The sequence below is a fragment of the Acinetobacter sichuanensis genome, from assembly GCF_003024515.2.
In the GTDB taxonomy this organism is placed as follows: Bacteria; Pseudomonadota; Gammaproteobacteria; order Pseudomonadales; family Moraxellaceae; genus Acinetobacter; species Acinetobacter sichuanensis.
In genome coordinates, this window is record NZ_PYIX02000004.1 from 115,291 (window position 1) to 135,318 (window position 20,028).

General features: G+C 37.5%; 16 protein-coding genes and 1 pseudogene. 5 read left to right on the forward strand and 12 right to left on the reverse strand.

The window, feature by feature from the left end:
- Positions 1–175: 175 nt before the first annotated feature.
- Entirely contained in the window at positions 176–676 is a 501-nt protein-coding gene (locus C9E89_RS04435) for an RcnB family protein (protein ID WP_228198977.1), read from the forward strand.
- 100 nt (positions 677–776) lie between these two features.
- Here the strand turns inward: C9E89_RS04435 and C9E89_RS04440 are convergent, their stop codons facing one another.
- Entirely contained in the window at positions 777–1,271 is a 495-nt protein-coding gene (locus C9E89_RS04440; RefSeq protein WP_107008066.1) for a phosphate-starvation-inducible protein PsiE, read from the reverse strand.
- A gap of 397 nt (positions 1,272–1,668) precedes the next feature.
- On the opposite strand from C9E89_RS04440, the gene C9E89_RS04445 reads away from it, so the two are divergent.
- Positions 1,669–2,082, forward strand: coding sequence for an ADP-ribosylation/crystallin J1 (locus C9E89_RS04445; protein ID WP_107008065.1), 414 nt, complete (start codon positions 1,669–1,671; stop codon positions 2,080–2,082).
- 101 nt (positions 2,083–2,183) lie between these two features.
- Here C9E89_RS04445 and C9E89_RS04450 read toward each other — a convergent pair whose 3' ends face one another.
- The 4 genes from C9E89_RS04450 to C9E89_RS04465 all read right to left on the reverse strand — a co-directional run bounded on the left by C9E89_RS04450 (position 2,184) and on the right by C9E89_RS04465 (position 9,230).
- The gene (locus tag C9E89_RS04450) at positions 2,184–3,965 is read right to left on the reverse strand and encodes an acyl-CoA dehydrogenase C-terminal domain-containing protein (RefSeq protein ID WP_107008064.1); all 1,782 of its coding nucleotides are present in this window, start codon (positions 3,963–3,965) and stop codon (positions 2,184–2,186) included.
- Positions 3,966–4,161: 196 nt separating this feature from the next.
- A complete protein-coding gene (locus tag C9E89_RS04455; RefSeq protein ID WP_107008063.1) occupies positions 4,162–5,964 on the reverse strand; it encodes an acyl-CoA dehydrogenase C-terminal domain-containing protein in 1,803 nt (600 codons plus the stop codon).
- Between the two features lie 388 nt (positions 5,965–6,352).
- Entirely contained in the window at positions 6,353–8,299 is a 1,947-nt protein-coding gene (locus tag C9E89_RS04460) for a hypothetical protein (RefSeq protein ID WP_107008062.1), read from the reverse strand.
- 298 nt (positions 8,300–8,597) lie between these two features.
- The gene (locus C9E89_RS04465) at positions 8,598–9,230 is read right to left on the reverse strand and encodes a hypothetical protein (RefSeq protein WP_107008061.1); all 633 of its coding nucleotides are present in this window, start codon (positions 9,228–9,230) and stop codon (positions 8,598–8,600) included.
- Positions 9,231–9,369: 139 nt separating this feature from the next.
- Here C9E89_RS04465 and baeS point away from each other — a divergent pair, with 139 nt between their 5' ends.
- From baeS to C9E89_RS04480, 3 genes are all read left to right on the forward strand, one after another.
- Positions 9,370–11,028 carry a sensor histidine kinase efflux regulator BaeS gene (gene baeS, locus C9E89_RS04470; protein ID WP_107008087.1) on the forward strand — a complete coding sequence of 553 codons (1,659 nt, stop codon included), beginning with the start codon at positions 9,370–9,372 and terminating at the stop codon, positions 11,026–11,028.
- Positions 11,029–11,044: 16 nt separating this feature from the next.
- Complete coding sequence (locus C9E89_RS04475) at positions 11,045–11,731, forward strand: response regulator (protein WP_107008060.1); 687 nt, start codon at positions 11,045–11,047, stop codon at positions 11,729–11,731.
- Between the two features lie 198 nt (positions 11,732–11,929).
- Positions 11,930–12,235: a hypothetical protein gene (locus C9E89_RS04480; RefSeq protein WP_107008059.1), complete on the forward strand. Its 306-nt coding sequence runs from the start codon at positions 11,930–11,932 to the stop codon at positions 12,233–12,235.
- A gap of 8 nt (positions 12,236–12,243) precedes the next feature.
- Here C9E89_RS04480 and C9E89_RS04485 read toward each other — a convergent pair whose 3' ends face one another.
- The 7 genes and pseudogenes from C9E89_RS04485 to C9E89_RS04515 all read right to left on the reverse strand — a co-directional run bounded on the left by C9E89_RS04485 (position 12,244) and on the right by C9E89_RS04515 (position 20,021).
- Positions 12,244–12,621, reverse strand: a complete 378-nt coding sequence (locus C9E89_RS04485; protein WP_107008058.1) for an MmcQ/YjbR family DNA-binding protein — start codon at positions 12,619–12,621, stop codon at positions 12,244–12,246.
- Between the two features lie 29 nt (positions 12,622–12,650).
- A pseudogene (locus C9E89_RS04490) lies at positions 12,651–13,247 on the reverse strand (L,D-transpeptidase family protein).
- 131 nt (positions 13,248–13,378) lie between these two features.
- Complete coding sequence (locus tag C9E89_RS04495) at positions 13,379–14,821, reverse strand: protein adenylyltransferase SelO (RefSeq protein WP_107008057.1); 1,443 nt, start codon at positions 14,819–14,821, stop codon at positions 13,379–13,381.
- 173 nt (positions 14,822–14,994) lie between these two features.
- The gene (locus C9E89_RS04500) at positions 14,995–16,158 is read right to left on the reverse strand and encodes an acyl-CoA desaturase (RefSeq protein WP_107008056.1); all 1,164 of its coding nucleotides are present in this window, start codon (positions 16,156–16,158) and stop codon (positions 14,995–14,997) included.
- Between the two features lie 340 nt (positions 16,159–16,498).
- Positions 16,499–17,221 carry a glycerophosphodiester phosphodiesterase gene (locus C9E89_RS04505; RefSeq protein ID WP_107008055.1) on the reverse strand — a complete coding sequence of 241 codons (723 nt, stop codon included), beginning with the start codon at positions 17,219–17,221 and terminating at the stop codon, positions 16,499–16,501.
- Positions 17,222–17,421: 200 nt separating this feature from the next.
- Positions 17,422–18,000, reverse strand: coding sequence for a cob(I)yrinic acid a,c-diamide adenosyltransferase (locus C9E89_RS04510; protein WP_107008054.1), 579 nt, complete (start codon positions 17,998–18,000; stop codon positions 17,422–17,424).
- A gap of 98 nt (positions 18,001–18,098) precedes the next feature.
- A complete protein-coding gene (locus C9E89_RS04515; protein WP_107008053.1) occupies positions 18,099–20,021 on the reverse strand; it encodes a TonB-dependent receptor plug domain-containing protein in 1,923 nt (640 codons plus the stop codon).
- Between the last annotated feature and the right edge of the window lie 7 nt (positions 20,022–20,028).

Genomic DNA, 20,028 nt, shown 5'->3' on the forward strand with positions numbered 1-20,028 from the left:
ACATAGCATCCATCAGATTTAAAAATAATATCTTAGCAGATTGTGTGATCAATAGACCTTATGATGTATTGAAAAGCCATCAATAGCGTTTAAAATTGATTATAAAATATCCATTATTTATCTTTAATTTGGCTTTAAAATATAAAAAACTTTTGAACGTATCCATGAGGTCATGATGAATAGATTAGCTTTAGTACTCTCTCTGATGGTGACCACATTATCAACAATGACGTGGGCAGGAGCACAAGATTGGTCAAACTATCGTATGAAAGAGCGTCATCAACATCAGATTCCAACGCAAACGTATCAATACACTGACCAAAATGGTTTAACTCAAAGCAAACAGATTCCCATTCGACCACCACAAAATTATGGGCAATGGGGAAATTCTTATCCAAATTATCCGCATTACCCACATCAAAGCTATCCAAATCAGCCTTATCCTGTTTACCCACAACAAAATGGTGTAACGATTATTTATCAACAGCAATTTCCAACCCAGACGCAGTATTCGGGCAGCAGTTATGGTTATGTTAATGGTGAGGGTGGGCGAATAGAAAGTTCACAATATATGCTGATCAGTGATTGGCGACGTTATGGTTTGCCTGATCCTCAGGTTGGTATGCATTGGATCTATGAAAATGGGCGTTATATTCAAATCCCTAATGATCGCTAGATCAATAGATATCGACCTCCAACATAATTCCCTCTCCTTGATTTAAGAAGAGGGTGAGGTGGTTTGTCGTAAAATGATAGATTTCTAAAGTGGTTTTTTTCTAAGCCAGTTCATCATCCTCTGGGCGTGGCGTTTTGCCATGCGGTACAGGGTGATCGTGCTGTTTTTCCCGAATCACCGAAGGAAATTTCCATGAAGCAAATCGCACAATTAAAATGGAAATCGCTAAAATTAAAATAGAACCTGTGATAATAATTTGGTCCATATCCGCTTTATGATCATGTTGAATGTCTGAAATCAGTAGCCGAGTCAGTGCTGTAATGGCAATATAAATCAGAAAGCGTACAGGCATATGGTTGGTTTTAAAGTAAATTCCAACCATTGCACCGAGTTCCAGATAAATGAATAATAATAAAATATCATCAATACTGGCGTATTTTTTAACCGTTAAAATTTCTACAATGGTATGTACCGCAGACCATGCAATCATACAGCCAATAATAAAAAGTGCTAAATAATGAAAGGCTTCAACAGCAAGATTGCCAAATTTGTCGAGGATTTTTTCAATTTTCTCTATACGCGGGTCTTTGTTCATGTTGTCCTCCATTTTTGAATTAAAAAAGTTTCTTTCATTAAACTTCTTGGGGAAGTGGGTTTGTGATTAATAATTAGTTCACAAAGGAAGTTCCCTCTCCTTTTAAAGGATGAGCGTAGTTACGCGCAAGAGGGAGAGGATTTATATGAAATTTCCCTCATCCTCTTGCGTAGCTTTGCTACTCATCCCTGAGCCGTATACGGCGCAAGAGAAGGGACTTTTAATACAAATTTCTCTTTCAATTAATGATCATTTTTGACTTTTGCAAGAAGTTATTAAAAACCATGCAAATTTCATACACATGAAAGCCAGTTGAGAAGCAAATAAAATTTTGAAAATATTAATCTGTCATTTAAGATCAATACAAAGATCAATTTTGATAAAAATAAGGACAAATATGTATTTATATCGCCCAGTTGGATTATTTGAATATCGTTTAATTGAAAGTACAAATTTTCGAGCATTTCCACCACGTTTGTATTGGCAACCCATTTTTTATCCTGTACTCAATCAAAAGTATGCTGAAAAGATTGCATTAGATTGGAATACCAAAGATCAAGCGAGTGGTTACATTGGTTATGTCACACGTTTTGAGTTGGCAGATGAGTATTTGGCTCAATTTGAAGTACATACTGTAGGTGATGATTTTTGTCAGGAAATGTGGATACCTGCGGAACGTTTGGATGAGTTTAATCAGCAAATCATGGGTAAAATTGAAGTTGTAAATATTTTTAAAGGTGAGGCTTTTACTGAAAATGCCGAATTACCTGAGATATTTAAAACCAGTCCAGACGGCTCTAAAGAGTATTAATCAAAAATGTACTTACCAACGGACTTTAAATAAAAACACCCCCAATTTTTACAAATTGAGGGTATTTTCAAAGTCTAAAACCTATTTAAAAGGTTTTGAACTTAAGCCTGATTGGTAAAGTAATCTTCGCTAAAGCCCATAATCACTTCTGCACCAGATTTGATTTTAGCAATACGTGAGCTTAGGTCAGGCAGCACACGTTGAATGAAGTAATGTGTCAATGCCAATTTGTCTTGGTAGAATTGACCTTCTTTCGCTGATGCCGCTTTGGCAATACGTGCAAACATATAAGTAAAGCTGAGCAAACCAACTGCATGTAAGTAATCAACCGCTACAGCATTGGAAAAATCAGCATGTTCTTTAGCACGTTCAAGAATACGCTGTGTCACCACTTCAATTTCAGTTGCAACGTCTAAAGTTGCATCTTTAATGAAGTTTAAGTCCGAATCCAAGTCATTGGCAAAATCACGGATTTCAGCAATGTATTCTGCAATAAATGCACCATTGCATTTAATGGTTTTACGACCAATTAAATCCTGAGATTGAACGCCGTTGGTTCCTTCGTAAATTTGTGCAATACGCAAGTCACGAACACATTGTTCCATACCCCATTCACGGATAAAGCCATGACCACCAAAGACCATTTGTGCATCAATGGCAGCATCAAAAGCAGTATCAGTTAAATAGGCTTTAGCAATTGGAGTTAGTAATGCAACACGGTTATTTGCAGCTGCTACAGCTTCTGCATCTGTAGAGAATTTCGTGATGTCGAGCTGTTGACCTACATACACTGCAAATGCACGAGAAGCTTCGTTATTCGCACGAGCATTGAGCAACATACGACGTACATCACCATGAACAAGGATGCTGTCCGCAGGTTTGTTTGGATATTGAACGCCTTGTGCACTACGACCTTGCAAACGATCTGTCGCATATTGCGCAGCATTTTGGTAAGCGTATTCAGAAGCACCTAGACCTTGAATCCCCATTGACAAACGTTCGTAGTTCATCATCACGAACATTGCAGCTAAACCTTCGTTTTCTTTACCTACGAGATAGCCTTTAGCACCATCAAAGTTCATTACGCAAGTAGCAGATGCTTTGATGCCCATTTTGTGTTCAATTGAGCCTGCACCTACAGCATTGCGTTCGCCAAGTGAGCCATCTGCATTGACAATAAATTTCGGTACGATGAATAGCGAAATACCTCGTGAGCCTGCAGGCGCATTTGGTGTTTTTGCTAAAACAAGGTGAATAATATTTTCAGAAAGGTCGTGATCACCACCTGTAATGAAGATTTTTGTACCTGTAATGTTGTATGTACCATCTGTATTTGGTTCAGCTTTGGTTTTGATAATCCCTAAGTCTGTACCTGCATGCGGTTCAGTCAAACACATAGTACCTGACCATTCACCTGCGTACATTTTCGGTAAATAGGTTTCTTTTTGCTCTTGTGATGCATAGCTGTTTAATGCCATACCTGCACCAATAGACAGAAGCGGGTAGAGCATGAATGATGGGTTTGTTGCAAAGAGCATTTCATCAGAAAGTACAGTCAGCATTTTAGGCATTGCCTGACCGCCCCATTCTTCGTCAGCACCTAAACCAATCCAACCGCCTTCAGCATATTGTTGGAATGCTTCTTTAAAACCAGCAGGTGTAGACACAGTGCCATTACTATAGCTTGCACCTTCTTCATCACCTGTACGGTTTAAGGGAAGGGTGACATTTTGTGCAAACTTCGCCATTTCTTCTAAAATTGCTTCAGCTGTTGCAGCATCAACATGAGCAAGTTTTTCATTGGCTTGCCAGAATTGCTCTGCATTAAATACGTCATTTAAAATGAATTTCATATCCGCAAGTGGCGCATTATAAATTGGCATGTTCGTTCACCTGTTTTTTGTTTGAATCTGTTGACCTAAATCAGTATAAGCAACGATTTTCAATGTTGTTAGACGACTTAAGTAAGTTAAATTACGGTCTATTTATAAAGAAAAAGGACGGTTAAAGCTATGACCGTCCTTTCTGTATTTCTGCACTCAAGAGTACAGTTTTTTAATATCTGTTAGATATTTAGCATCAGAATGCGAAGTGTTCAGCATCTAAAGCCATTAATGGGTCTAAGCCACCTGCGATAACGTCAACATGTGAGCGTACACGTGGTAAAATTTTCTTAAAGTAGAACTGTGCAGTGGTAATTTTTGCTTTATAGAAATCAGCATCATTTGTACCTGCTGCCAAAGTTTCTTGTGCAACTAGTGCCATACGCGCCCATAAGAATGCCAGTGTGATATAACCTGAGAAATAGAGGTAATCAACAGCCGAAGCACCCACTTCATCTGGGTTTTGCATCGCTTTCATACCAATTTGCATGGTCAAATCACCCCACTCTTTGTTGAGTGCAGCAAGTGGTTCTAAGAACTCTTTTAACTCAGCATTGTCTTTGTTTGCTTCGATAAATTTATGGATGATCTTAGTGAAGTCTTTCAACATTGCACCTTGAGTACCTAAAACTTTACGACCAAGTAAATCAAGTGCTTGAATTTCAGTTGTACCTTCATATAAGCAAGAGATACGTGTATCACGTACAATTTGCTCCATACCGTGTTCAGAAATAAAGCCGTGACCACCAAATACTTGTACGCCATGTTTTGCAGATTCTGAACCTGTTTCAGTTAAGAATGCTTTTGCAATAGGTGTTAATAAAGACAAGATATTGTCAGCAAATTTACGTTCTTCTTCAGTAACACCTTGCTCAACAACATCAGCGTATTGAGATAAGAAATAAACTAAAGCACGACCACCTTCAGCAAATGCTTTTTGCGTCATGAGCATATTACGTACAGCAGGGTGCACAATGATTGGATCTGCTTCTTTTTCAGGTGCTTTAGGACCAGAAAGTGAACGCATTGCTAAACGATCTTTTGCATAAGCAAGCGCACCTTGGAAAGAAGATTCAGAAGCAGTCAAACCTTGAACAGCAGTACCAATACGCGCAGTGTTCATAAATGTGAACATGCAATGTAAGCCTTTGTTTTCAGGTCCAATCAGGAAGCCTTTTGCATTATCAAAGTTGATCACACACGTTGAGTTACCATGAATCCCCATTTTGTGTTCAATTGAACCACAACGTACACCATTACGATCTGCAATAGAGCCATCTGCATTCACATTGAATTTAGGCACGATAAACAATGAAATACCTTTGGTGCCTTTTGGCGCGCCTGGCAGACGTGCAAGAACAATATGAATAATGTTCTCAGCCATATCATGCTCACCCGCTGAGATAAAGATCTTCTCACCCGAGATTGCGAAGCTGCCATCGGCTTGTGGTTCAGCTTTAGAGCGGATAATACCTAAGTCAGAACCTGCATGAGATTCTGTTAAACACATGGTACCTGTCCATTCACCTGAAACCAGTTTTGGTAAATAAATTTCTTTTTGCTCAGCAGAACCGTGATGCTCGATGGTACGTACTGCACCATGAGAAAGACCAGGATACATACCCCATGCCCAGTTTGCAGAACCCACCATTTCAGAGATAACTGTACCTAATGAGCCAGGTAAACCTTGACCGCCATGTTCTTCTGGTACAGAAAGCGATGGGAAACCAAGTTCAATATATTTTTGATACGCTTCTTTGAAACCTGTTGGTGTTGTTACAACGCCATCATTCCATGTACAACCTTCACGGTCACCCACTTGATTGAGTGGAGAAAGTTCATTTTCACAAAAGTCAGCCGCAGCCTCTAAATATTGATCAACCAACTCACGGCTTACGGTTTCAGAAAATGCAGGGAGTTTAGCGTAGTGTTCTTCGACATTTAATAATTCATGTAAAACGAATTGCATATCACGTAAGGGCGCTTTGTATTGTGGCATATCGGTTTCCTCAATACTGGTTAAACCAGATTTATAATCCTAATAAATACGATGCGTGTCTTCATCGACACATAGTTGTTATGTACATCGTGCAACAACTTATAATAACGTACAAGTATTTCTGTGTGATTTCTCTGTGACTGTAAAGTCAAAGAAAAATAGTGTCAATATTGTAAGTGCTTTGAGTGTAAACAGTTTTATAGTGAAAATAAGGTAACAAATAGTCAAAATCGTAAAAAGATATTTCTAGTCATGATTTTGTCAGGATGACAAATCACACAATATAAAAGTAACGCTATTTGCTCAGAGAAATTTTTAAAATAGAAAAAAGCGAGCCTGTTTTAGTGAAATAAAACCAACTCGCTCACAATCTTTCAATCAAGCAAAATTATTTTTTAATATTTTTCATAATTTGTTGAAGCGCGGAAATATCTTCAAAAATAATGGTCGCTTGAGTGTCTGTCTTTTTGATTGTCACTGCATTTTTAAGTGGAATATATGTGCTTTGATAATATCCTTGCGCATTTTTTGTGTAACCATGTAGACTCGCAGAATACTGCTGATATGAATAAGTCTCGGGTTGTTGAGTCCACCAATTTACAGTGTTGTAGGTGATGGTTTTCGGTGCATTAAAACTGAAGTCTTGCTGAAGTGCGAACAGTGTCATTTTCCCTTGATCATTCACATATGCAGCATGATTATTGTTAAAACTATCCGTTCCAAAGAAATAGCCATTTGCCTGAATTTTGATACTCAATACTGCTTGAATCAAAGCAATTTCTTTAACATCAACACCTAAATCCATAAATTTCTTTAAGGTATTCTGGTTAATGCTAAATTTAGCATTTGGATCAGAGGGATGAGTGAGTTTTAAAATCGCAGTTTTTTCAGCACTTGAGAGTGAGCTAATGTTATCTAAAAGTATAGAAAGTTCAGCTTTGGTAAAGCCTTTTGGCGCAGTAATATAAACTTGCGTTGGAATCTCTCGAGATGTTTGCAGTTGTCCTGTAATATTGATATTCACTGTATTACATGAGTTTGCTGCTTTATAACCTTGTCCCACTACGGTATTGTTTTGTTTGACTTTAAAGGTGATTGCTCGATCTTGAGGTGCATTAGATAAACCTTTAAATTCGTTAGAATTTTTGACATAGAAGGTGTTATAAACACCAATATTGGCAATATCGACTTCGATTTTTAAAGGTTGATGAGTATTAAACTGTTTGTTAAAGGTAATCGGCAGCGCAGGTGAGCACACACGACTATAATGCCAATCTAAATTCCAATACGATAAATGTGAAACTTGGTAGCTCACATCAAAATTACCTTGCGCATTTTGTTTAAACTTGCCCACAAGTTCTTGTTGCCATAGACCTGTTGTTTCACTATGACTCCACACAGGAATCGTATCACCATCTTTGACAGGTAAGTTGGTTTCAGGATTCAGTAGCCCCGCAGGTGTTTGAATGGTCATGGTACCTTGACCATTACTGAGTAAATGAGCTTTACGTCCTTGCGCGTCTGTAATATCGACTGCCATTAAACCTGCTGTGACAAAATAACCCTGTTGTAATTGCCATTGATTATTTTCAAATACTTTGACCTGATCTGGATTTAGACCACCAGGGAAGACGGCTCCAATATTCTCAGTTTTTGGACTAAAGTAACCAATACTGACTTTTAAATCACCTATAAGTGCTTGTCCTTTTTCATCTTTTAAAATGGTGTTAGCAGCTAAGCTAAAACTCGCAGCCGCACCTTTTGAAGCGACATCAGTTGTTTTAGCAGTAAGTTGAATATCTTTGAGTAATTTACCTGAAGTATCTGTTTTAACATCTTTTTGTAATGCAACAGCAATACCCGCAGGTGGGGCAGCCTTGCTGACTAGACTGATTTTTTGTAGGCTGATTGGATGACCTGTATAAATGATATCTGTGCTTGTTGTGAAGTAGCCATCCGCAGAAATGATCACTCTGAGTTTGACAGGTTTATTGCTTGATGCACTTTTTGCCGCATCGGCTGTGAGATAGATGTAAGCATAACCATTTTGACTGTTCTGTTGCGTAGGATCTTCATAGACATTGCTTTGGGCGATATCATCTTCTGCATGAAGCGAGATTTTTTCTTGAACGATTTGACCTGTTTTCGCATCTATAAATTCTAGTGGGATAGCAACACGCCCTTGATTTAAATCTGCTGTGACGATGGTTTCCTCTGGCATTGGAGGTAAAACTTTATCAATAATGGCGTCAATAATATCGTCTGTACCTCCACAGGCAACCAAAGTTGTTGCACATAAAATAGAGCAGGTGACAGTACTGAGTTTAAATTTCATATCTTTTCCCCTAAATTGATATCCATATTTTTAATATGATGAAAAATTAAAAATCATCTTTATTTTTAATGAATTAGAAATGAAACCGATCAAGTAAAATAGATGATGCTCTAAATTGACTTGAGGTGAATGATTTCATTATTCACTTTGAATATTAAGGAAAATATTGATGAATACTATTCCTCAAATGAGGACTAAACTTGTTGAATTTTAAAATATAAGACAGCAATGGCTGAAATATAGATGTAAAAAAATCGCTCCGAAAAGCGATTTTGATGTAGAAAAAATACTTAAAAAATTATGAAACTTTTAGATCATTGGTAGGAACCAAAGGTTGCATCGGTTGAGTTTGTTTTTGTGCTTGGAATTTAACAAGACATGTGCCATTTACAGTCTTATCGCCTAATTTCACTTGAATGGCTTGACCATTGTTTTGACCTACACATGCTTTTTGCATGGTTTCCCATTGCGCTTGTCGTTCAGCACGTTTTTGTTCACGTTGCTGTTGAAGCTGAGCACGTTGTTCTTCGGTCATTTGTTGCATATGGCGTTCACCTCTATGATGCCCATGCATCATACGACCTTGATCATGTCGAGCATCACGCATTTCGTTCATGGCTTTACGATCAATTTTAAAAACCATATTGCATGAGCCATCCAGTGTTTTTTCACCTGCTTTAATCTGTACGGCTTGTCCTAAAGCTTTACCATCGCATGCTTTTTGAATTTGTGCATGCATAGCTTTGCGCTCTTCGCGCATTTGTTTCATTTGTGCGCGTTGTTCAGGTGTCATTTGGCGACCATGCTGATGATGTCCCATCATACGAGCATCATGATCATGTTTAGGAGTATTTGTAGATTGACAAGCAGTCAATGCTGTCATACTCAAAATACTTGCGGTTACAAGTACAATTTTAGAGGTTGCTTTCATTGAGGCTGCTCCAATAACAAGTTTCAAATATTTATCAATGCTTAAAGATTAAATAATAATGATGTAGAAACAATGGAGAGTATTTTGAGTCCCTGTTGGTTACAATACAAAACAGAGAAGAAAATGTGTGAGCCTCATTTTGAATATACGCCGAGTTCCTATTGCGTTACGTCTATTTTTGACCGTTTTGCTCACGACTTTATTGATTACGACGGTCAGTTTAGGTGTACTTCATTGGACGATGCAAAAAAACTTTGCTAAATATGTTGCCGATGTCGAAATGCAAAAACTCGATTATTTAATCGATAACTTAGCTGATGTCTATGGTTTATATCATGATTGGGGCAATGCAGTTCAGGCTCAAATTTTGCAAATTGAGGGTGATGCAGCGCCTGATGATTATGATAAATTGTCACGTTGGTGGTTAAGACGTCAATATGATATTGCGTTGCAACAACGTTATTTTAAAGAGCATACGCTAGTCAATCAGATTGCACACGATACAGCAACTAACCAAAATAAGATTGATCCTGTTGAGTTGCAAATCTTACAAGAAAATTTACCTTCGCAGTTTCAACCTTTTGAGGGTTTAAAATTTCCATTAAGTGCAAATCAAAACTTTTTTAAACCGCCTGAAAAAAATAATAAAAGCCAGACTTCAGTGTCTACATTGAAGCAAGATGGCAAAAAACGTTTTATTTCTATGCCAGATCGTTTGGGTTTAAGTTCACGTTTATCTTTGTATGATGCAAAACATCAATTTATTTTAGGTGAGCCTTCAGAAGATCCAGTGTCATATCGCCCAGTGATTGTAAATAATAAGGTGGTGGGTTATTTGGGTTTAAAACCTGTTTTAGATCAAGATGATGCATTAAGTATTAATTTTTTTAGTAATCAAAAACGTTATTTGGTACTGATTTATATTTTGACTTTAATCAGTAGTTTGGTTGCAGCATTATTATTGGCAACGTATTTTAAAAAGCCAATTCAACGCTTGCTAAATGCAACTCGTGAGTTAACAAAAGGTAATTATCAGCATCAAGTGATTGTAAATCGTAATGATGAATTGGGAGATTTGTCTAATGAAATTAATCAATTAGCGATTATTCTTGATCAGCATGAAACCTCACGTCGCCAATGGGTCGCAGATACTTCACATGAGCTCAAAACGCCATTGGCTGTGTTACAAGCTCAAATTGAGGCAATGCAGGATGGGATTCGTAAACCAACGCCTGAACATTTTGCATCTATGCTACGTCAAGTCACAAGTTTGAAAAAACTGACGCAAGACTTGGCAGATTTGGCACAAGCCGAAGCACAACAATTGAAATGTTATTTTGCTGAAGTTGATCCTTGGTCAATGGTCGTGCAGGAAGTAGAAAATTTTAAACCTAAATTTGAACAGGCAGATCTATCCGTTGAAGTTCAAGGTGATGGTGCGAAATTACAATTAGACATAGACCGCTTTAAACAAATTATGGTCAACTTACTAGGGAATAGTATTCGTTATACTGAAGCAGGTGGTAAAGTCCACATACATACTGTACAAGATGCACAATTTTGGACAATTTATGTTGATGATAGTCCATTTGGTTTAACAGATGAGCAGCTAGAAAAGTTGGGTGAGCGTTTCTATCGAGTGGATGATTCACGTACACGTAGTACAGGTGGCACAGGTTTAGGTTTAGCATTGTCAGGTAAAATTGCACAAGCTTTAGGTGGTGAGCTTACATTTGACCATTCTCCTTTAGGCGGTTTACGTTGTAAGTTGACTTTCCCGAAACAAACAAAGCATTAAGAAGGAAAAAGACAGCATGAAACATATTATGCTTGTAGAAGATGAAGTGGAACTTGCACAGTTAGTGCGAGATTATCTTGAAGCAGCAGGCTTAGAAGTCAGTATGTTTCATGATGGGCAAGAAGCATATGATAGCTTTTTGCAACGTAAGCCAAGTTTGATGATTTTGGACTTGATGGTGCCGCGTATGGACGGCTTAACGATTTGCCGTAAAGTACGTGAACAATCTGACTTGCCCATTATTATGGTCACTGCCCGTACTGAAGAAATTGACCGTGTGTTGGGTCTAAATATGGGCGCAGATGATTATGTATGTAAGCCATTTAGCCCTAAAGAATTGGTGGCACGTGTACAAGCTGTTTTACGTCGTTTAGAGCGTAAAGCTGAGCCTGAGGAAAATAACTTATTCCGTATGGATAAAGCACAACAACGCATTTGGTATCAACAAAAATCGTTGAATTTAACACCAACTGAATTTCGTTTATTAGAGTTATTCTTAGAACATGTCGGACAGGTTTATTCTCGTGCACAACTTTTAGACCATATTAATCCTGATAGTTTTGATGTTGCTGACCGTGTTATTGATAGTCATATCAAAAACTTACGTCGTAAAATATCGGATGCTGCGGAAACAGGAAACCGTCATGAATGGGTGCAAGCAGTTTATGGTGTAGGCTACCGTTTTGAATATCCAGAAGATTAAAAAATTTACAAACTGAAACATATATTGTGGATAGACACAGGTTTATCCACAGTTTTTGGGTATAAAAGTGTATAACTCTTCTTAAAAAATGATCATTTAAAACGAGAGAGAAGATAAAAATATCAGCTAAAAACTTTGTTTATTTTGCGATTATAAAAATTAATTTAACCATTTTTACATTATAAATAAGAGTATTGAATGTTAAATCCATCAGATTATTATCATCTTCGTCGATTTCTTGCAGTACTGTGTTTTCTGTCAGCATTTGGCTGTTTGATTGCATTTTTTAGTACAGGTTCGCAGTATTATATTTTGCTTGTTATTATGGTCATCCTGTTTGTTTTAACCTATTTTATTGCGCCATATTCACAAGAAAGACGAAGTTGGAAATCTGATGTAGCAGAAGAAGTTCTACTTGATCAGTGGTTTATTGAAGGCTTTTTTCATATTTTTGTTTTTTTAATTCGTATAGTGATTTCTTTCGTTCGACACATTGTAAATTAAAAAAATTATTAAATGGTTGAATGTATCGCGAGAGCTTGTTTTTGCTTTTTAGTCAGTTGTTCTGTCACCAACTGATACGATGTTTTGACTAAATCTTCGATCAACTGCGCATCAATTTTTTCACCTGCATAAATTGAAATCCAATGTTTTTTATTCATGTGATAGCCCATTTTTATAGAAGGATAGAGTTCACGTAAAATTTCAGATTGTTCAGGTTGTACTTTTAAATTGACAAAAATTTGTCCCTGTGCGGTAGATGTGAGTAAGAAAATTTTATTCATGACTTTAAAAACATGGATATCTTCACCAAAGGGATAACTTAATTCAGCAAGTACTTGCTGAGTGGCAATTTGCATTGCATATTGTTGAATTTCAGATTCATTCATGCGAAGTTCCTATATTGAGTACATATCATTTATGGATAAATTGTGATGATGGTTCCATCATCCACCAATTTCCAGATTTCATCCATATCCACATTGCGTACTGCCATACAGCCCCATGTCCAGTCATTACGAGGTAAATAATCCATCAATTTCGGTAATTTTTCTACTTGAGCCGTTGTCGCTGAACCATGAATCATAATATCACCGCCTGCGGAAACGCCCAATTGTTTGGCTTTAGCTTGATCCTGTGCATTGGGATAGGACACATGCAGGGATTTATAAAAAGCACTTTTCGGATTACGCTAATCTAAAACGTATTGTCCCTCAGGGGTTTTTCCATCACCTTCTTGGACTTTATGCCCAATCGGTTCAAAACCTAAGCGCATAGGATAGTCACGGATGACTTGCTTGTGATGTAATAATTGAATGTGACGTGCTGATTTATAGGCTTTAACTTCAGTGATGGGCGTTTCTTGGCGAATTTTATTGATTTCAGTTGGCGTTAAATTTTGTACATGAATCGCAGATGTTTCAGTAGGTAGATAGCGGGCATATTTTTGATAAACCAATATTCCGATGATAATGAAAAGCAAAAAGAAAATGAAAAATATAATTTTTTTATTCATTGTTAAAATAACTTATCGATCTAATCAATATTTTACAAAAAATAAAAGCTTATGTTGTGGTGATATTGTTTAAATTTTCTTTTGAATGACAAAGGGTAGAACAAGCTACCCATTGGCAAGTTAACATTTATTTATGATGAACAACTGACCATCACTTCAGGCACATCACTTGGTAATGGTGCTAAATCTTCAGCTTTTTCCAAATCGACTTGTTTGATGAATGGTTGACTGAGTAATTTAAACAGACGATCGACTTCTGAAAAATCACCACGTTCCGCAAGTTCGATTGCTGTTTGTGCCATATGGTTGCGTAAAATATACACAGGATTGGCTTTAAACATTTCTCCATCAAGTTCGTCAGTCTCTTGATTTGTTCGAATACTTTCATATTGTGCCAAAAAGTCTTCAAACTGACGACGATCCAGACAATCATCTTTAATGGCTTCATATTCTTTGCGTTGCAGACGAAGAAAACTGTCGGTGTAATCGAGTTGCTCTGTTTGTAAAATTCTTAAAAATGCCATCCCACAATCAAAGCTGTCTTTATGAAAACTTGGCAGTCCGAGTTTTTGACATAAACCATGCGTGTAATATTCTAAAAATGTTGGCTCAAAATGTTCTAAGCTATCAGCAAGGTCTTGTTTAAATTGTTCTTTATTTTCAGGTGTTGCCAAAGGAATTAAATGATTGAGCCAATTCCATAGATTCCAATGGGCAATACTTGGTTGGTTTTGGTAGGTATAACGACCATTATAATCACTGTGATTATTGATCCAATTCGGGCGGAAACGCTCCATAAAACCATAAGGTCCAAAGTCTAAAGTTGAACCTGTAATGTTTAAATTATCAGTATTCATCACACCGTGAGCAAACCCCACCAATTGCCATTTTGCAATCATGATGGCTGTGTTTTGAATAACTTTAGTGGCAAATGCCAAAATAGGATTTTCAGCTTTTAAGCATTCAGGATAATGCCATTCAATGCATTTTTCGGTAAATTCTTTGAGTAGTTCAGGTTGGTATTGATTGATCCATTCAAAATGACCCAAACGAATATGACAGTCAGACGTGCGGAGCATCATTGCGCCAAGTTCCAGTTTTTCACGCTGTACGCCTTGTTCAGATGTCGTGAATCCGACGGAATTGCTTGAAGGTACACCAAGCGCATTCAGTGCATGACCTGCCAGATATTCACGGATGACAGAGCGCAGTACTGCACGTCCATCACCCATACGAGAGTAAGGCGTTGAGCCTGCACCTTTTAAATGCAAGTCGATGGTTTGATTATTTTTATTTAGAATCTGAGCAATCAGTAAGCCTCGTCCATCACCGAGTTGTCCTGCCCATTGTCCAAATTGATGTCCTGCATAGACCATTGCCAGAGGATGAAACTCAGGAAAAGTTTTTTGTCCGCTACAGATTTCAACCCACTCAGCTTTTTCATCTTCTGACCACTGTAACTCATCTGCCAAAGCTGCATTAAAATGTCCTGCTTTTGCGCCTTTGAGGGGTGAGGGCATTTGTTCATGGTAGAGTTTAGAATTTAAAGATGGATAGCGAGAGTTGAATTGCATAGTCAGTCATCAAAATGGTTTTATCTGACTATAACAAAGTTATAGGATAAGCTGTGCAAAATAGAAAAGAATGACAACATGATTGAACACGTGGAAGTAGAGCAATTGCCAACTTTTGCTAAATATAATAAAGAAAAGCCCCATTTCGGAGCTTTTCAATCATTTAAAAACCATTAAGATACAGTGGTTTTTTTAATATTACGCATTAAGGTTTCTAAGCGTGAACGGTGAAAACTTAATTTTTGTTCAACCAGTTGGAAATCAACTTTTAATTTTCCATCCATTTGATGAAGCTTTTCAGCCATTGACGCTTTTTTCGCTTGAAGCTCTTGCTCTTTTAAAGCCGCCCAGTCATTTAAAGTATGGGTAAATGCTTCATATTCCTGTGCAACTTTTTGTTTCATCGCTAAAATATCAGCATTTACATCATGCCCATAAACGGCTAAATCTTGCTGTGCATATTTAAAACGCATTGCCAATTCAGCTTTTTTAATATTAAAGCTTGGGATACGACGTAAATTTTTTGCTAAGCCGACTTTAGAGCAAGACCAGATGAGCCATTTTGTTGGATCATATTGCCACCATTTCACACCATTACGATAATCGTACTGGAAAATGTGATGATAGTTATGATAACCCTCACCCCATGTTGCAATTGCAAGAATGAAGTTATCACGTGCTGTATTTTCATCTGTATAAGGGCGTTTACCCCACATATGACACAATGAGTTGATGAAGAATGTCACATGATGACTGAAAATCAGACGCAGTAAGCCACCAAGCAGTAAGACACCCCACATATCACCAACAGCCCAACCAATAGGCAATAAGATTGCAGCATGAACTGCAATGACAAGAGGAATATAGTATTTATGTTGGAACATTACTAATTTGTCATTGAGTAAATCGGGTGCATTTTTATAGTTGGGTTCTGCTGCTGGATAATTACGAAGCATCCAGCCAATATGTGCATACCAAAAACCATTGTTAATAGAATATGGGTCTTGATCAACGTCATCAACATGACGGTGATGGGTACGATGTCCTGAAGCCCAGAACAAAATACTATTTTGAATGGCAAATGTTCCCATAATCATTAAAATGATTTTAAGTGGGAGAGTCGCTTCATAAGCACGATGTGCCCACAAACGATGATAACCTGCAGTAATGCCTAAACTGCTTAAACCGAGTAAAACAAATAAACTGATCCAAGCTGCTATACTAAAATCATGGTGCCAAGCATAGAAAGGAATCGCGATCAGTGCAATGATAGGCAAAAAAACTAACGCAAAAACACCGATCCAGTTAATTGGGGCTTTGGGTAGGGGAGCATTCATCTCCAACAGCACTCCTAAAAACCTTAAAATAGTAGGTAGAAAATAAATACAGCCGACTATTTTTTTTGAGGCTGTAGTGTGTGAATATTAACATGCTAAAATAGTTATTCACCAGCATTATTGTACAACTGTATTGTACAAAACAGTAACAGAATAAATCGTATTTTTGGTGGGTTTGATCGAAAAAAATGAATTAAGAATCTTTTGAAAAATTAAGTAATTTTATGTCGGTAAAAGGTGAGTAAATACGACCTTTATCATTGACTTAAACAATAATATCGCATTTATGTTTTTTAAAAAGTTGAAGAAATAAACAAATCTTCAACAAATTTTGAAGCTTTTATTTGATTTGTTGTAATGCGGTTTGCATGAGTTTTGGAAAATCGGTAATTAAACCATGAACGCCAAGTTCACGTAAGTGTTGTGCTCGCTCAATTTCATTCACCGTCCAAATACTGATATTTAAATTTGCTTCTTGGGTTTTTTTGATGATCTGATCGGTTGCGAGCTGATTCATCCAACCCATTTGACAACACTTTAATGAGATTGCCTGTTCAATCGCCTGTTCACCAATATCGTCTTCTATCAGCAAGCCATGTCTAAAACGACTTTTTTGCAGCAGCAGTGCTTGATGAATTTTTAGATCAAAACTGGTAATAATAGCTGTTTGTTCAAAACCCTGTAATTGTTTTTCCAGTTCAATGACCAGCATTTCAGCGTGTTGCTCGGTTTCAACAGCTTTAACTTCGACTTCTAAGTGTTCAAAGTCGTGCATAACTTTTAAGCTTTGTTTGAGCGTTGGCGTGATTTGTTTTTCCCAATCCATCCAAATATGCGCTTGGTTATAGCTTTCAAGCTCTGTACTCTTTAATGCGTATAAAGGTTGATCTGTGCCTGTAGTACGCAGAAAATTGTCATCATGCATGACAATCAATTCATGGTCTTTGAGTTGTCGAACATCAAACTCAACAGCACGAATACCTAAGTCATGAATGTATTGGAAACCTGCTAATGTATTTTCAGGTGCTTCGCCACGTGCGCCACGATGTCCGATGATTTTCATAATGAGCTCTGTTTGGTTAATCTAACGAGAAAGATGATTGTTGTTCTGCCTAGAATATTCAATAGAGATGATTAAATTTCTTGTATGTCGAGTTGTCATTAATATTTAATTTATAATGGAAGTTCCCTCTCCTTTTAAACGGAGAGGGCTAGGGAGAGGATTGCTATAAAGCATCCCACCTAATTTATATCAATTTTCGATCAAATCGTCTCGTTAATATTTTTTTGCCACAGCACTTCACTGCCACCTTCAGCACGTTGCAGGGTACGTGATGCCACAAAGAACCAGTCAGACAAACGGTTGAGCAGTTGTAAAGCTGTTGCTTGAATGTTTTGGTCGCGTGTATGTACTGTCATTAAACTGCGCTCTGCACGACGACAAACAGATCGTGCCTGGTGCGTATAACTACATACGATTGTGCCTGATGGCAGAATAAAATCTTTGAGCATTGGCAAATCTTCATTCATACGGTCAATTTCTTTTTCTAAAAACTCAACACAAATCGGTTGAAGCATGGTGTAGTTTGGAATACAGACTTCACCACCTAAATCAAACAACCAGTGTTGAATCAGGCTTAATGATTTGTCCCAATGTGCTTTATTTTCAATCGTACTGAGTGCGATTTGCGAGCGTAATACACCAACAATGGAGTTCAGTTCGTCGACATCACCCAATGCAGCAATACGTAAGTCATCTTTAGCGACACGAGAGCCATCACCTAGACCTGTAGTGCCTGAATCACCTGTACGAGTATAAATTTTACTTAAACGATGTCCCATGTGAGTTCCTTGAAAGTTTAAAATTTAAGGCTGAAATTAAAAAAGGATAATGCCATAGTCATGACATTATCCTCAAAGTTTTGTTGCTTTAAATGCTCTTAGTATTTAAATGTAACACCGACTGAAGCTTGACGCCCTGTATTGATATACCAATCATTTGCAGGGTATGTGTTTAATACTTCACGATATTCAACATCACCGATATTTTGGATGTTAGTGAAAAGTTTCACATTTTTTGTCGCATTCCAGTAAGCATTTAGGTCTACAGTGGCATAGCCCGGAACACGCAAGGTATTTTTAGTGTCCGCATAAGCTTTAGTACGCGCGATGAGAGATGCACTGATCCCATATGTTGCATTTTCCAAACCTGTGCTTAGGGTTAGCGTTTGGCGAGGACGATAGACAAGCTCTTTACCGTTCTCTTTATTTTCAGAGTCTACAAAAGCATAGGCAGTTGATAAAAATAAATCATCTTGATGCCATTTAACTTCTACTTCACCGCCAGTAAATTTAGCTTTGTTAATATTCATGTTTTGACTGACAGGGAATGTATTTACATAGTCGCCATCGCATGTTGCAACACAAGTATAGGTAATTAAGTTTTTAACTTCAGTGTGATAAGCAGAAAGGCTCGTGCTGATATTTGCATTGATGTCATAATCAAAACCAAGTTCATAAGAAATACTTTCTTCAGGTTTTAATTGATCATTGCCACCCCATTGTGAATACATTTCATTTAATGTTGGCGCACGGAAAGCACTGCCAATGTTGGCATATACACTAGCATTAGGTAAGAAGTGATAGCGAATAGCACCTTGCCCTACAGTATGAGTACCAAAGCGTTCATTATCTTCGACACGCGCACCAATTTGAGTATCAAAACGATCATTTTTAAACTGATGCTGTACATAATAACCTGTGCTTTCAACACTTTGGTCATTGTTGACAATCGTATTGCTTTGGTAGTTTGCATCATTATAAGTTGCACCAACCAAAATATTTTGGTTTGGCGTAAATTTCCACTTAAGGTTTAAATCACCTTCATTATTTTCAGTATTATAATGTGAGGCATACGCAGGTACATTTTGTTTGTCTTGAACATTGGCATAATGTGCATTTAAGATCAAATTTGGCAGAATGTTATAAGCAACTTTGGCATTAATCACGCGGTTCTCAAACTCACGCGCTGCTGTGTTGACAATATAGTCATTACTAAAAATATTTGTGCCTTTATTTTCACTGATCGAAGCTGAAGCATCTACAACATTATCTTGGCTATAACCAAATTTTGCATTATAACCTTTTTGGTCATAACTGGCTTTTTCGCTTTTAGGTTGGCTTTCAAAAATACGAGTACCATCACTTTCAAGACGTTGTCCACCGACTTGCGCATAGAAACCTTGATCGTTGACCAAGCTTGCTTTTGCAATGGTTTTGTAAGTCTGGTTTTCGCCATAAATTCCTGTAAGTTCCGCACCTGATTGTGTTGGTTTCTTAGAAATTAATTGAACGACACCGCCAATAGCATCACTGCCATATTGTACAGAAGCAGGACCTTTTAAGATTTCAATTTGTTGTACGTCGGAAGTATCTAAAAATGCAGGATATAAAGGACCTAACTCATTTTGACTATTGAGACGCGCACCATCTTTTAAAACTAAAGTATGGACAGATTTCATTCCACGTAAACCAATTTCAGAAATTTGCCCCATGCCACCACTTTGCTTGATGTAAACAGCAGGGTCACGTTGAATAACATCTGAAACATTCAGAATAGGGTTTTTCTGAATGGTTTTTTCATCAATCACAGTAATACGTGCAGGAACATCTTTAATATTTTCTGCTGAACGTGTTGCTGTAAAAACAATTGTATCTAAAGTTGAAACTGGAGTTGACTCAGATGAAAGAGAGTCAGTTGCGAAAGCGGTAGAAGAAATCCCCATCGCAACAGCGACAGCACCTACAAGCGTCGTAGGTTTAAAAGTTGTAAGTTTAGCAACAACAGACATGATATGCTCCATACATTCA

Coding starts and splice junctions, on each gene's coding strand:
- C9E89_RS04435 (WP_228198977.1), top strand. CDS start 176: ATGAATAGATTAGCTTTAGTACTCTCTCTGATGGTGACCACATTATCA.
- C9E89_RS04440 (WP_107008066.1), bottom strand. CDS start 1,271: ATGAACAAAGACCCGCGTATAGAGAAAATTGAAAAAATCCTCGACAAA.
- C9E89_RS04445 (WP_107008065.1), top strand. CDS start 1,669: ATGTATTTATATCGCCCAGTTGGATTATTTGAATATCGTTTAATTGAA.
- C9E89_RS04450 (WP_107008064.1), bottom strand. CDS start 3,965: ATGCCAATTTATAATGCGCCACTTGCGGATATGAAATTCATTTTAAAT.
- C9E89_RS04455 (WP_107008063.1), bottom strand. CDS start 5,964: ATGCCACAATACAAAGCGCCCTTACGTGATATGCAATTCGTTTTACAT.
- C9E89_RS04460 (WP_107008062.1), bottom strand. CDS start 8,299: ATGAAATTTAAACTCAGTACTGTCACCTGCTCTATTTTATGTGCAACA.
- C9E89_RS04465 (WP_107008061.1), bottom strand. CDS start 9,230: ATGAAAGCAACCTCTAAAATTGTACTTGTAACCGCAAGTATTTTGAGT.
- C9E89_RS04475 (WP_107008060.1), top strand. CDS start 11,045: ATGAAACATATTATGCTTGTAGAAGATGAAGTGGAACTTGCACAGTTA.
- C9E89_RS04480 (WP_107008059.1), top strand. CDS start 11,930: ATGTTAAATCCATCAGATTATTATCATCTTCGTCGATTTCTTGCAGTA.
- C9E89_RS04485 (WP_107008058.1), bottom strand. CDS start 12,621: ATGAATGAATCTGAAATTCAACAATATGCAATGCAAATTGCCACTCAG.
- C9E89_RS04495 (WP_107008057.1), bottom strand. CDS start 14,821: ATGCAATTCAACTCTCGCTATCCATCTTTAAATTCTAAACTCTACCAT.
- C9E89_RS04500 (WP_107008056.1), bottom strand. CDS start 16,158: ATGAATGCTCCCCTACCCAAAGCCCCAATTAACTGGATCGGTGTTTTT.
- C9E89_RS04505 (WP_107008055.1), bottom strand. CDS start 17,221: ATGAAAATCATCGGACATCGTGGCGCACGTGGCGAAGCACCTGAAAAT.
- C9E89_RS04510 (WP_107008054.1), bottom strand. CDS start 18,000: ATGGGACATCGTTTAAGTAAAATTTATACTCGTACAGGTGATTCAGGC.
- C9E89_RS04515 (WP_107008053.1), bottom strand. CDS start 20,021: ATGGAGCATATCATGTCTGTTGTTGCTAAACTTACAACTTTTAAACCT.